The sequence below is a fragment of the Azospirillum sp. TSO22-1 genome, assembly GCF_003116015.1.
Taxonomy (GTDB): Bacteria; Pseudomonadota; Alphaproteobacteria; order Azospirillales; family Azospirillaceae; genus Azospirillum.
This window is the reverse complement of the sequence record NZ_LGQZ01000072.1, coordinates 76,325-89,200: the sequence shown is the minus strand read 5'-3', so window position 1 is coordinate 89,200 and position 12,876 is coordinate 76,325. Positions and strand designations below refer to the sequence as shown.

At 67.3% G+C, this 12,876-nt stretch carries 16 protein-coding genes; 14 read left to right on the top strand and 2 right to left on the bottom strand.

Features of this window, described 5'->3' with window-relative positions; all coding sequences use genetic code 11:
• Positions 1-4: 4 nt before the first annotated feature.
• Together TSO221_RS18745 and TSO221_RS18740 are read right to left on the bottom strand one after the other, a co-directional pair.
• A complete protein-coding gene (locus tag TSO221_RS18745) occupies positions 5-925 on the bottom strand; it encodes a class I SAM-dependent methyltransferase (RefSeq protein WP_109120041.1) in 921 nt (306 codons plus the stop codon).
• Positions 926-1,506: 581 nt separating this feature from the next.
• On the bottom strand, positions 1,507-1,812 hold the full coding sequence (locus tag TSO221_RS18740) for a helix-turn-helix transcriptional regulator (protein ID WP_109120040.1): 306 nt from the start codon (positions 1,810-1,812) through the stop codon (positions 1,507-1,509).
• A 195-nt stretch (positions 1,813-2,007) separates the two neighbouring features.
• On the opposite strand from TSO221_RS18740, the gene TSO221_RS18735 reads away from it, so the two are divergent.
• The 14 genes from TSO221_RS18735 (at position 2,008) to TSO221_RS18670 (ending at position 12,872) form a co-directional block, all read left to right on the top strand.
• Positions 2,008-2,199, top strand: a complete 192-nt coding sequence (locus TSO221_RS18735; RefSeq protein ID WP_109120039.1) for a hypothetical protein — start codon at positions 2,008-2,010, stop codon at positions 2,197-2,199.
• Positions 2,200-2,267: 68 nt separating this feature from the next.
• Entirely contained in the window at positions 2,268-3,098 is an 831-nt protein-coding gene (locus tag TSO221_RS18730; protein ID WP_109120038.1) for an N-acetylmuramidase domain-containing protein, read from the top strand.
• A gap of 12 nt (positions 3,099-3,110) precedes the next feature.
• The gene (locus tag TSO221_RS18725) at positions 3,111-3,665 is read left to right on the top strand and encodes a 3TM-type holin (protein WP_109120037.1); all 555 of its coding nucleotides are present in this window, start codon (positions 3,111-3,113) and stop codon (positions 3,663-3,665) included.
• Between the two features lie 105 nt (positions 3,666-3,770).
• On the top strand, positions 3,771-4,346 hold the full coding sequence (locus TSO221_RS18720; protein WP_146208851.1) for a hypothetical protein: 576 nt from the start codon (positions 3,771-3,773) through the stop codon (positions 4,344-4,346).
• Positions 4,343-4,654 (top strand): hypothetical protein, encoded by a 312-nt coding sequence (locus TSO221_RS18715; protein ID WP_109120035.1) that lies wholly within the window; start codon positions 4,343-4,345, stop codon positions 4,652-4,654. The genes TSO221_RS18720 and TSO221_RS18715 overlap by 4 nt, the downstream gene beginning before the upstream one ends.
• A gap of 226 nt (positions 4,655-4,880) precedes the next feature.
• A complete protein-coding gene (locus TSO221_RS18710; RefSeq protein WP_109120034.1) occupies positions 4,881-5,576 on the top strand; it encodes a hypothetical protein in 696 nt (231 codons plus the stop codon).
• Positions 5,577-5,585: 9 nt separating this feature from the next.
• The gene (locus tag TSO221_RS18705; RefSeq protein ID WP_109120033.1) at positions 5,586-5,801 is read left to right on the top strand and encodes a hypothetical protein; all 216 of its coding nucleotides are present in this window, start codon (positions 5,586-5,588) and stop codon (positions 5,799-5,801) included.
• Positions 5,802-5,816: 15 nt separating this feature from the next.
• Entirely contained in the window at positions 5,817-7,535 is a 1,719-nt protein-coding gene (locus tag TSO221_RS18700; protein WP_109120032.1) for a hypothetical protein, read from the top strand.
• Positions 7,536-7,549: 14 nt separating this feature from the next.
• The gene (locus TSO221_RS18695) at positions 7,550-7,972 is read left to right on the top strand and encodes a hypothetical protein (RefSeq protein ID WP_109120031.1); all 423 of its coding nucleotides are present in this window, start codon (positions 7,550-7,552) and stop codon (positions 7,970-7,972) included.
• A gap of 71 nt (positions 7,973-8,043) precedes the next feature.
• The gene (locus TSO221_RS18690) at positions 8,044-8,289 is read left to right on the top strand and encodes a hypothetical protein (protein WP_146208850.1); all 246 of its coding nucleotides are present in this window, start codon (positions 8,044-8,046) and stop codon (positions 8,287-8,289) included.
• Between the two features lie 34 nt (positions 8,290-8,323).
• Complete coding sequence (locus TSO221_RS18685; RefSeq protein WP_109120029.1) at positions 8,324-8,560, top strand: hypothetical protein; 237 nt, start codon at positions 8,324-8,326, stop codon at positions 8,558-8,560.
• Between the two features lie 60 nt (positions 8,561-8,620).
• Positions 8,621-10,648, top strand: a complete 2,028-nt coding sequence (locus TSO221_RS18680; protein ID WP_109120028.1) for a hypothetical protein — start codon at positions 8,621-8,623, stop codon at positions 10,646-10,648.
• The gene (locus tag TSO221_RS18675) at positions 10,648-12,087 is read left to right on the top strand and encodes a hypothetical protein (RefSeq protein ID WP_146208849.1); all 1,440 of its coding nucleotides are present in this window, start codon (positions 10,648-10,650) and stop codon (positions 12,085-12,087) included. The genes TSO221_RS18680 and TSO221_RS18675 overlap by 1 nt, the downstream gene beginning before the upstream one ends.
• Positions 12,084-12,872 carry a hypothetical protein gene (locus TSO221_RS18670; RefSeq protein ID WP_109120026.1) on the top strand — a complete coding sequence of 263 codons (789 nt, stop codon included), beginning with the start codon at positions 12,084-12,086 and terminating at the stop codon, positions 12,870-12,872. Before TSO221_RS18675 ends, TSO221_RS18670 begins: the two co-directional genes overlap by 4 nt.
• Positions 12,873-12,876 lie beyond the last annotated feature (4 nt).

Below are 12,876 nucleotides of genomic sequence, written 5' to 3'. Positions count from 1 at the left end.
TCCGTCAGGTTACGAGGAAGGCGGCGATGCGCGGCACCGGCTCGTCCGCCCGGGGTTCATAGGCGATGTCCTCCTGGTGGTCGAGGACGCGGAACCCGGCGCCGACAAGCTGGTCGCGGATCTCCTCCCAAGAATTGTACAGGTAGATGTGGTCGGTGTTGGCCGACGTGATCACCGTCGCGATGAAGCCGATGCCACCCGCCTGCAGCATCCGGCGCAGGCTGCGCAGGAAGGCCGGCGGGTCCTCCAGATGCTCCAGAACGTCGGCCGAGACGATGAACGGCCACTGCCCGTCCGGTGAATCGATGGGCGGCGCGGCGATCACGTTGCGCAGCGTGCCGCTCCAGCGCTCGCGCACGCCGAACCGCTCCAGGTGGCGCGCCGTGTAGTCCAGGGAGTGCGCGCTGATGTCGAAGGCGTGCCCGCGCACGTCGGGCGCCACGGACAGCAGTTGCCGGCTGTAGAAACCACTCCCCACGCCGACCTCGCAGAAGCGGCGGTCGGCGGCCTCCCGGACCAGCGGTGCGAAGTGGGCGTGGAACCAGCGCAGCTGGTTGAAATAGTGCGGCCACAGGTAATGGCTCAGCAGGATGCCCGGCGCGTACAGGGTGTTGACGTACGCCTCGTTGTGATAGACTTGCGCCGCCGCCTCGGCATAGGTCTTGGCGGCGTAGACGCGCTCCCTCTCGAAGCGCTTCTGCAGCTTCGCCATCTCCAGCGAAAAGCCGACGTAGCCCTTGATCGCCAGTCCCATGGCCGCATCGTCGCCACCGAAGAAGCGATTCAGGAAGTCCTCGAAGGCCTCTTCCCACTCCCGGCCGAAGCGGGCGCGTGCCTTGGCAACGGTGCCGGCCATGAAGGGCGCCACGCGGGCCAGCGTCGCCTCGAAGCGTCCGATGGCGGGGGTGGCAAACGGGGTCTTCATGGGCCGATCATTCCTAAAGACGCGCGTGGAGCGGCGGATACCGTAGGTCCGGTATGCTTAACAACATCTCAACCCCGCAGCCGCCCCACCGGCCCCTGCTTCCCCACCGCAGGCCCGGCTGCCCTATCTTCTGCAGAAGAGGAAGGACGGACACTCGGCATGGCCGAACCTTAACGCCTTTTGGTGTTGTCAGGCTATGCAGTGCGTCAGGTGCGGGAGTGAGGAGCGGCGTTCTTTCGGGCTGCACGGTTCGGGCAGATCAACCCACACACGCGTGTATAGAAAGAAGCCAATCCACAACACATGATTGCAGCCCGTGCCGAAGCCGTGTTGTTGATGGCCTGGGGGTTATCGCCCTAACCACGGGGGCGTCTCTGAATGAAAAATCCTAAAAAAGGTTCTTGTTCCTATTTCGATATTGTGTTCCCATGAGGGGGGTTAGCCGGGGGCCGCAATGCGTGGGGAAGTGGGGTTGTCTGATCGGAAGCGGACGCTCGAATTGATCGCACTAGAAATTGAACAGGCGTCCGACGATCGCAGGGCTGCGTGTTGGAAGGCCCTGCGGTCTGCAGCGAAGGAGCTCAGGATTTCGCTTCGCGAACAGCGCGCAGGATCTCGGCCAGGCGGTCGTCCGGCACCTGCTTCAGTTCCGCCTCGATTCGAGACCTGATCGGTTCGGGGGTCGGGTCGTCCGTCAACCCCTTCAAATAGGCGGCACCGACGTTCAGCGCGTCGGCGATCTCGACCACGAATCGCGGATGCTTGGTCAGGCCCCGCTCGATCTTATCGATGGTCTGCTGACTCGTGCCAATCCGTCCGGCAAGCTCGGCCTGGGACAGGTTGGCTTTCTCGCGCACAGCTCGGAGACGTTGTCCAACGATGGTCATGGGAATCAGGCCGCAATACCCCTTTGCGCAACGTTTAACACGGACAGGTGTTGGAAGTCTAACAACAAACATTGTCTCCGGTACGCCCGTAAACGAATTAACCTCAATGGCGTGGACGACGGTCGTGGCCGGTCGTGACGGCAGGGTTGCCCTCTCCTTGCAACGCAACGCGACACAGACACAGAGTGGCACGGCATGATCGGGAAGCACGCCGCCTTGGCGGCCGAACTGAACCACAAGCATGAGGAACGGATGGCCAAGCTGCAGATGCTGCACGGCGTCGGCCAGCCCCCTCCCGCACCCGCGACGAAGCGCAAGCGGAAGCCCAAGAACGCCTCACCCGCGGAGCACACCCCGCGGGCGGGCGGCGCCGGCACGCTGGGGTGATCCCGAGGGCTCCCGGCGGCCGGTCGTGACAGCTCAATCGCGGGATCAACTTACCCGCGAGGCTCTGCATGTCCTACCCGTTTTCTGGAGCCGCGACGCCGATCGGCTCCGACGACATTCTCCGTATCGCCGAGTCCCTCGGCGTCGAACCGGCCGTGGTCCGCGCCGTCGATACCGTCGAGACCGGCGGCGTCGGCGGCTTCCTCTCCGACGGCTCGGGCCGTCCGCGCATCCTCGTCGAGGCGCATCTCTTCTCGGCCGCCACCGGGCGGCGCTGGGACACGTCGCACCCGGGCATTTCCTCGCCCACCTGGAACCGCGCCCTGTACCGCGGCGGCGCGGCCGAGTACCTGCGGCTCGCCGAGGCGTTGGAGCTGGATCGCGAGGCCGCCTTGAAGGCGGCGAGCTGGGGACGCTTCCAGATCCTCGGCGGCAACCACCGGATGGCGGGCTTCGACGACGTCGGGGGGTTCGTCGTCGCCATGGCGGACGACGAGGACAACCACCTCGAAGCCTTCGCCGCGTTCTGCCGCGCGGCGCGCCTAGTGGACGCGCTGCGGGACCGCGACTGGGAGACCTTCGCACGCCGTTACAACGGCCCGCAGTACGCCAGGAACCGCTATCACCTCCGCCTCGCCGCGGCGTACGCCGACGCGGCCGGCCGCGAGGCGGCGCCCGGCAGCGTGCTCCGCCTGGGCTCGGCGGGCCCGGCGGTGAAGGGGCTGCAGGTCGTGCTCAACGCGCGCGGTGCCGGCCTCATGGAGGACGGCGCATTCGGCCGTGTCACGGAACTGGCCGTCATGCGCTTCCAGGATGCCCACGGCTTGCTGGCCGACGGCATCGTGGGTCCGGACACGGCCGCGGCGCTGGGACTGCCTCCCGTCCACCGCAAGGCCTAGGAGGGCCGCATCATGTTCTCCTTCCTCCTGTCGCTGCTGCCGCTGATCCCGGATCTGGTCGGGATGGCGGACGACAAGCTTGGCAAGGTGGCCGAACGCTTCGTGCCGGCGGTCCAGGCCCTCACCGGTCAGAGCGAACCGGACGGCATCGCAGCCGCGCTGAAGGCCGATCCCGCGCTCCTCCTCCAGGTGCAGAAGCTGGCGACCAACGCCATGCTCGCCGTCGAGCGGGACGAGGTCGAACGGCTGCGCATCGTCAACGCGACCATGCAGAACGAGGCCAACAGCAAGGACCCGTTCGTCCGGCGCATGCGGCCGGCGTTCGGCTACCTCATTGCGCTGGTGATCCTGCTGCAGACGCTGATCATCGCGTACGTGGCGGTCATGCACCCGTCCGAGCTGGCGGCAAGCATCACGGCGATGTCGCAGATGTCCTCGATCCTGTTGCCGGCCCTGGCGGTGCTCGGCGTCTACGTCTACCGGCGCAGCGACGAGAAGGGCGTCGTGCCGGGCCCGTTCGACGCGCTGGCCGGCGCCCTGGGCAAACGCAAGCCGGGCGCCAAGTAGGGCCGTAATCCCCGGCGGCCACAATCGTTTTAACAACAAAAAGTGTTGATGGTTGTGGCCGCGCGAGGTACCGTGTTCGCCAGGTCGTGAACGACAGGTGCGAACATGTCCAATGCGTCAAGGGTAACCATACAGGGCGCCGCCGGCGGCCCGGTGATGATGCGCTGCCAGCGGCGCTCGGTAACGCTGGCCGAATCCAGCTGCGCGGCCAGTTGGGAGACCGCGCAGAAGAAGCGTCCGGAGCCTTGGGAAGGGCGCTGGCATTGCCGGTCCTGCGCGCTGGGGGCCGAAAAGGCCGGGAAACCCCTTCCCCAGACGGCCATTGCCGCCGACGCGCTGTCGTGCCTGTGCCCGCGCTGCTTCCGCCCCGCCCCACGCTTGATCAACGGGCATCTCTGCGTGTCCTGCTACAACCGCGACCGGGAGGTGGCGCGCGGCCGCAACGCCAAGGGCGGCGTGCCGCGCCTGACGGCGAAGCTGCACAATTTAACAATATTGATTGTTGAGGCGGGAGCCGTCCGGCGTGAAACCCTCGACCGCGTCACCGGGCCGCAGGAGGCGATGATCATGCTGGCCAAGCGCGCCCGCCGACCCATCGCGTTCCTCCGCCCGATCCATCGCATCGGTCCGGCCGGCCTGCCCCCGATATCAGAGGCCATGCAGTTGGAGTTGCCGCTATGAGCGCCGAGATGATCTGGACGCTGACCGAGCACGTCTGCCGTCACTGCAACATCGGACGCATCCTGGTGCGGGGCGCCGTGCACCGGTGCAGCGTCTGCGGGGAGTCGGTCACCGGCGGCATCGACACGCTGTGCGGCTGCGGCATCGGCGGCAGGAAGCGGGCCTTCCAGTGCCGGCCCAACCCGCTGCCGATGCCGAGCAACCCGGCCGAGTTCGTCATCATGTTCGTCGGCGGCGACCAACAGACGGCGGACTCCTCCGCCGACGCCCCGGCACCGCGCTGCACCGGCACCGCGACCCTGTTCTGAAGCGGTCAGCCGCCCGCGCGTCGGTTCAGCAACGCGCCAGGTCGTGACGGCAAGCTGCCGGAATGAAACACCGCGGTTCACCGGCATGATCACGCTCATACAGCCCCTTTCTGCGGGCAACGCCCTCAGACTCTTCATCACACCGCCACCGGGCGCGGAACGATGGCGCGTACTGCGCCGGACAGCCGACGCCTTCACCGGACCGGACGACGCCGGCGCGGCGACCGTGGCGGACGACTGCACCGATACCGTCGTGCTCGACCAGGGCAAGGCGCTGCTCAACGGCACGCTCTACCACTATCGCCCCTACTACCGCGTCGGCGGCTTCTGGGTGGCCGGGGACAGCGCGTCGGCAACGCCGGCCGCGACCTACCAGGGCGACGCCGTCGACCCGCAGACCCTGCTGTGCGAGCGGTTGGAATTGGGACTGGCGGTCGAGGTGGCGCGCGGCACGCTGGCGCCGGCCTCCGGCGCGGTCCCGGTGCTGACCGTTCCGCACGCGCTGTCCGGCCAAACCGTCTTCCCATGCGTCTCGGTCTGGGTGGAGGAGAACTCCACGGCGGAGCGCGCGGTGGGCGAGGTCCTGTGCGACGACGAGCATCTGGGCGACGGCGGCTGGGTGGAAACCGAAGGCTGGCTGTCAAGCACCAGGCTCAGCGTCGTCGGGGCGTCGTCCGACCCGGCCGGGCGCATCGCCCTGCGCACCGCCATCGGCCGTGTCATCGCTGCCAACCTGCCGGTCTTCGCCGAGTACGGGCTGACGCAGGTGACGTTCTCACAAAAGGATTCCGAAGACGTCACGCAGAGCGAGACCCCGCTCTATCTCGTCTTCGGTTCGTTCTCCTGCATGACGCCGTCGTACATCCGCAATGTCGTCGGCGAAATCACGGATGTCGAGACCACCGTTTCTTCCTCAAGATAGGGCAAGTCCATGGCCAAAACACAGACGCAGACGTCCATACAGGCGGCCGAAGCGACCGAATTCCCCGTCTCTCTCGACGAGTTCTGCGCCCGCCTGTCGGCGGACGACAAGCGCGTCGAGCTGATCGCCGCCTTCCACCACGACGAGGCGGCCGCCGGCCGCCTGCGCGACCTGGAAGGCCTCTACCACTCCCGCTTCGCCGAACTGGCAACGCGCCCGGCCTGATAAGGAGCTGCCCATATGGCTTCCCGTCTCTTCTTCAACGGCCGACTGTGGACCACCCCGGCCACCATGTCGGTGATCGACGACTCGGCCATGCAGCCGAAGGGCCTGACCGTCGGCAACATCCTGGCCCTGGTCGGCAAGGCCCTCGGCGGCAAGCCGAACACCGTCCTGAAGTTCGGCTCGCCGGCTGAAGCCGCCGCCGTGCTCAAGGGCGGCGAACTGCTGGCCGCCGTCCAGAAGGCGTTCGACCCGAGCCCCGAAACCAACGCCCCGGCGACGGTCGTCGCCATCCGCGTCGGCCAAGCCACGCAGGCCACGCTCACCCTCAAGGACGCCGGCGACGCGACGGTCGTCACCCTCGTCTCCGACGACTACGGCCTGGGTGCCAACCAGATCAAGGTGAAGATCGAGTCCGGCTCGGTGCGCGGCAAGAAGCTCACCACCATGCTGGGCAACGGCTACTTCAGCCAGGACAACGTCGCCCGCGACGCGCTGACCGTCCGCTATGCCGGCACCGGCACGGCGGCCACGATCGCCGTCGCCAGCACCACCGTCACCCTCGACGTGGACGGCACGGCGACGGTCATCGACCTGTCGTCCTTCGCGACCGTCGGCGAGTTGGTGGACCGCATCAACGCGGTGGCGGGCTTCACCGCGTCGGCGATCGCCGGGTCCGAGGACAGGCCGGCCCTGAACGGGCTGGACGGCGTCACCGGGCAGGACGTCAAGGCCGCCGCGTACACGGTCACCGCCAACCTCCAGGCCGTCGTCGACTGGCTGAACGGCGTCGGCGAGGGCTTCGTCACCGCGACGCGCGCCGCCGGCGCCGGCACCCTGCCGGTGAACGCCGACTGGACCTACCTCGCCGGCGCCGTCGATCCGGCCCCGGTCGTGGGCGACTGGACGAACGCGCTGACGACGCTGCAGGGCGAGGACGCGCAATGGGTGGTGCCGCTGACCGGCAACGCCGCCATCCACGCCGCGGTGGACGCGCACTGCGCCTACATGAGCAACGTCGCCCGGATGGAGCGGCGCGCCCTGGTCGGCCCCGCGGCCAACACCGCGCTCACCGCCGTCAAAGACCTGCCGAAGGCGCTGAACAGCGACCGCACGTCGCTGGTGTGGCCCGGCCACTACGACTACGACGCCAGCGGCAAGCTGGCGCTGCTGCCGCCGTACATGACCGCCGCGGTGATCGCCGCCGCCTTCGCCGGCAGCAACCCCGGCACGCCGCTGACCAACAAGGCGCTGAAGATCCGCGGCCTGGAGTTCAAGGTGCGCAACCCGACCGACACCGACGACCTGATCCAGGCCGGCGTGCTGTGCCTGGAGGAGACACCGAAGGGCTACAAGGTGGTGCGCAGCGTCTCCACCTGGCTGGTGAACGACAGCTACAACCGCGTCGAGGTATCGACCGGGGTCGCCACCGACTTCGTCGCCCGCAACGTCCGACAGGCGCTCGATGTCCTGCGCGGCGCCAAGGGCTCACCGATCGTGCTGTCCCGCGCCGTCTCCATCGCCGAGACGACGCTGCGCGAGCTGGCTCGGCCGGAGCCCCAGGGCCCGGGCGTCATCGTCGGCGACGAGGAACACCCCGCCTACAGGAACATCCGCGCCGAGCTGGACGGGGATGTGCTGCGCGTCGAGTTCCAGTGCTCGCCGGTGATTCCGGTGAACTTCATCCCCGTGTCCATCTTCGTCGTGCCGTACAGCGGCACCGCGGCCGCGGCGTAAGGAGACAGGCCAACATGCGCCAGAATCTGAAAACCCATTCCGGCAACCGCATCGCCGTGGAACTCGACGGCAAGGTGGTCGGGCTCGTCCAGTCCGTCATGGCGAAGGACAACTACGGACTCCAGGACGCCATCGGCATCGGCGACATCCACGTCCAGGAGCACATCCCGACCAAGGCCGACCACGCCCTGACCGTGGACACCATGGTCCTGTTCCGGGGCAACCTCCGCGATGCGGGCGTCGCCCCGCAGAACGGCGACGACGTCCTGCGCGGCGTCGTCTTCGACCTGTGCATCTACTCGAAGGACACCGGCCAGTTGCTGCGCAAGTACATCGGCTGCAGCTATCTGAGCGGCGAACTGAAGGTGGAGGCGCAGAAGATCGTCATGAACAAGGGTGATTTCAAAGCCCTCGACGTGGTCGGGACGGCCATGTGATGGGCAGGACTGACCGCAGCTATACGGTCAGCGTGGACGGCGTCGGAGACTTTGTCTTCCGACGCCGTGTCATGCGCGACCAGTTCCGGATCCACGCCGATACCCTGCGCATCCTGGGCGGCCCGGTCGACGAGCCGCTGCTGTGGAACAGCGCCGCGGCGATGGCCACCATCGGCGTGCTCATGGTCAGCGGCCCCGACGGCTGGGACGTCGAGGAATTGGACCCGCTGGCCCCCGAAGACCTGGAGGGACTCTACAAGGTGCACGGGAGGCTCCTGGAAGAGGAGGAGCGATTTCGCGGAGGCGCTCAACCGTAACGCCCGCCAGTGGGGCCGGGAGCTCAGCGACACCGTGGAGTTCGCCTTCCGCCGGCGGTACGGCCTGCCGCCGACGGACCCACGGTTCCTGGACGCCGGCCTGGACGAGATGCTGATCGACTGGTGGGCGCACCGCTTCACCGACGATCCGCAGCTGAAGGACGAGGTCGTCAACGTCAACTTCGAGGCGGACGTCGAGGCCATGGAGCGGTCGATGATGGACGCGGACCCGGACGGCTGGGAAGAGGTCGCGGCGGATACCTACGCGTGACCGGTCCGCAGGTCGTGACGGCACGCTGGCCCATGCCTCAAAAACGCATGGGCCAGCACCGTGTCCATCCCCACTCCGATTTCCGATGACGCCGCCGGCGTCGCCACCGCCTTCGAACGGATCCGCACCGCGCTTCGTCTTGCCGGCCAGGAAGGCAGAGCGCTCAAGGAGCTCGACCTGTCCCATCCCGCGCTGGCGGAGGTGGCCGGGGACATGCAACGGCTTCAGGAGAACTTCGAGACCCTGAAGCGCGTCACCCGCGGCGGCACGGCCGCCGCGCTGCGCGGCACCGGGGCCGACGACTGGCTGTCCTGGTACGCCGGCCTCGATCAGACCTTCCCGGACGGGAACGAGCGCCTCCGGCACACCGATGCGGTCGGCCGCTACCTGCTGCAGGGAAGCCGGTTCGCCCCGCCGTCCGACAACGGTACGCCCGAGGGCGACCTGTCCTACACGATGCCGCTGAACAGCGTCCCGACCACTGCGGTGTCCGGACCCGCCCCGGAGGAAGTGGCGGAGGGATCGTCGCCCAGCGACGCGCTGTTCCGCGCCCTCCACGACAACGGCGGCGACCTCGGCCTGCCACTGGCGAACGCTCTCCCCGAGCCTCCTTTCCCAGCGTCGGACAGCCCAACGAATGGGACGCATGCTGGCCGTATCCAGGATCCGATGCGGCCCGGCGCCGACTTCACCCCACCCCCCAGCCTGGAGCCTGATTCTGCGGCCGTGCTGCAGGCCCTACGGAAAGAGACCGCTCTGGAGCAGAAGCCAGCGCCATTCTCGGTGCCGTTCGCCGGCACCGCAAAGGACGGTTTCTTCGCCGGGGCACCAACACCCACCTTGTCTGGCGGCGATGCGGCGGAAACCCCAAGCGCTCCCTACCGGCACTGGAATGCCAGGTCGCTCACGGCTAGCCCGGCCATGCGTCAGGAGCCGGGGCCGGAACACGACTGGGACGGTGCCACCGACGTCGTGCCCGCCGCTGACAACCAGCGTGACGTACCCCACCAGACGCTCCTCCGCCACACCGGCACGGAGATGCCAGGAACCGCAGCCGCTATGGCAATGGGCGAACGGGGTGCGGGCCCGCGCAGGAAAACGGTCGGAACCCCAGCGCAGTCCGGTATGGAAACGACCGGTGGTGCGCGCGCCAATGGGATTCTAGAGACGCTGAGCAAAGGGCTGTTTGGCCTCAATGAACAGGCTTCTCCGCTGGTAGGCACTTGGGATGAATGGTTGCGTAGCGCCTCTGGCTCGGCGCAGCCCCCGGTCGAGGGGAAGTTTGGCTACGACGCAGTCAAGGCTCTCTTCACCCGGTCCATGGAGGCTGTGGAGAGCAGCAACGGCACCGACATGGCTGCGACGACCTCTTCCGCTCGCGGCTGGCACCAGTTCCTCGACGGCACATGGAAGAGTGTTGCCAGAAAATACGCACCAGAACGCGTTCGCGGCATGAATGATGAGGAACTCCTGAAGCTACGCTTCAATCGAGACTTCAGCCGTGACATGGTCTCGCTTTATGTTGATAGGGAATTGGCGCCGGCTCTGGAGAGAGCTGGCCTGCCGGTTACGCCACTGTCCTTGTATGCCACTTGGCATTTTGGTCCAGGCGGCGGGCCGAAGGTAATGGGCGCAGCCGATACGGAAATGATGGCAAAAATTCTGAGCAAAGAAGCGATCGATGCGAATGATTATCTGAAAGACATGAGCGTCGGTGAGTGGAAGAACAAGTACGCTCGCAAGTTCTACCCGCCACTGCCAGGCCACAAGCCGCCGGTGCCGCCCGAGCCACCGCTCTTCGTTCCGCCGCCACCGGCCCGCAAACCGGGCGTATCCACGAGCGAGGCTCCCTTCCTAACACCGTCGGAAGGCGGGCAGACCTCCTCGATCCCGTCCATCGACCGGCCGGCGGTCGGCATGCCGCTGCCGGAGGGCGGGCAGAGTGCGCCTGCACCGCAGAACACCAGCGTCAGCTTTCAGATCGCGCCACTGCGCGTCGTGCACGAGGCGCGGGACGGCACGGTGCGGGGCGTCGAGCATCTGCCGGTCGCGCCGGTCGGCCCGGCCCGGCCATGGGGGGTTTCCTGATGGCGATCACGACCTACACACCGCAACTCCAGGTCCGGCTGATCAAGCTGGTGGGGCGCCGGAACGGAGTCTCGGAGCGCCATGCCGCAGCGCAACGCGACCTGGACCTGCTGCATTATCTGGGCGATCACGGCGACGCCGGCACGGTGACGACAAGCAAGAACCTGACGGAGGCCGGCACCTTCACGGTGAGCTTCGCCGACCGGTCGCGCAGAGGGCTGGACACCGTATACGCCCTGGTCGAGCCCATGGACCTGATCGAGATCCGGGCCGCTCGGGTACCGACCGGCGGTTCCCTGCCGCTCATCATGCGCGGCTTCGTCGACCAGGTGCAACGCAAGGAGTCGTTGGGCAAGGACGGCGAACCGATACGCACCGTGGTCATCACGGGGCACGACTCCGGCAAACTCCTCGAGATGAGCCAGGTGTTCTATGAAATCGCCCCCGTGGCCGAGAAGAACTTCCTGTCCGATTTCATGCTTCGCGCTGACAGCGGCATGGCGCTCAAGATCATGAAGGTCGGCGAATTCATGAATGAAATCGTCGACAAGGTGGTCAACCCGCGCGCGCGCAAGCTGTTCGCGGTGAGCAGCCAAGCGGTGGGCGAATTCAAGCTGTACTCCTCGGTTGAGGAAGGCTCGCTCACGCCCAGCATGATGACCTCCAAGGAAAACAAGAACCAGCCGCTGTGGAAGGTGATGGAGGCCTACGCCGACCGTCCCTGGAACGAGTTGTTCGTGGAGGACGAGGACCGGGGACCCGCCATCCGCTTCCGGCCGGTGCCCTACAAGACCGTGGGCGGCCATTTCATCATGCCGGGAGCGATCGATCCGGGGACCGTCGCCATCGAGGACCGGGACGTCGTCAGCTGGGAAGCCAGGCGTGGCGACAAGCGCATCGCCAACTGGTACTGGGTGTCGCCGGAAAGGGCACTCATGGAGACCAACGGGGCGCTGAATCAGCAGTCCACGCGCACGCGGAAACACCTCGATTTCGAGCACCCCAACTCGCGCGAGGATCTATACGGCGCCAAGAAGATGGAATTCTTCTCGCACCTGATCCCCGACATCACCAGGCACCCGACGACCGCCCCGCCGGCGGAGCGGCAGCAGATCCTGTCCAAGTACGTCGATTGGTTCCATACGCGCGCCGAACGGCTCAAGGAGATGAACCGGGACAACAGCGCCTTCGAGGAGTGCACCGCGACGCTGAAGGGAAGCGAGGCGCTGAAGGTCGGACGATTCCTCCGCCTGACGCGCGGCGAACTGGTGTCGGAACTGGTGTCGGAAGGCTACGTCACCAAGGTCACCCACGAATTCAAGCCGCTGCGGACCTGGACGACGGCCGTCGAACTCGAACGCTGCACCGGTTTCCTGGAGCGGTCGAAACTCACCTCCAACCCGTACTGGAAGCAAGGCATCCGGGGGCCGTACACATGAGCCTGCGCATCGCACAAGTGGTCGCCGTCCACCCGTCGCGGCGGCGCGTCGATCTGGTGTTCCTCGACGACGGCTACCGCGCGGCCAACGTGCTGGTGGCCACCGGCGGCGCCAGCTCGGACGCCGGGTCCTGGAACGTCCCGAACGTCCCGAGGCCGGCCAGCGAGGCCGAGGCCGGCGGCTACAACCACTCCGGCCGCACCATGCTCGCCCTGGTCGGCTTCGTGGACGGCGGGCCCGTCGTCGTCGGCTGGGTGCCGCCGCTCAGCGGCGAGATGGAGTTCACGGAACAGAACCGGGAGGTGCACCGCCATCCTTCTGGAACCTGGTGGACGATCGCGCCGGATGGCTCGGTGGAGGTTCACCACAACGGCGGCGCCTATCTGCGGATCGGCTCCGGCGACCATGAGGACCTGGGCGGCGTCGCGGCCGGCGGCTGGTCCCCGCCCGGCGGCGCCCCGGCTCGGATCACGCTCCACACCGACGGCTTCACGCTGACGGTGCTGCCCGGCGGGACCGTCACCATGGAGGCCGACGCGTCCGTCACCGTCAAGACGCCGTCGGTCACCATCGATTCCCCGCAGTCGCTGTTCACCGGCGCCGTCACCGTGCAGGGAGCCTTCACCTACCAGGGCGGCATGACGGGTTCGGGTGGCGCCAAATCGGCCGCCATCACCGGCGACGTCCAGGTCACCGGCGGCGACGTCAAAGCCGACGGCGTCGGCCTCAAGAGCCACACGCATCCCGATCCGCAGGGCGGCGCCACGGCGCCTGGAGTGGGCTGACGGT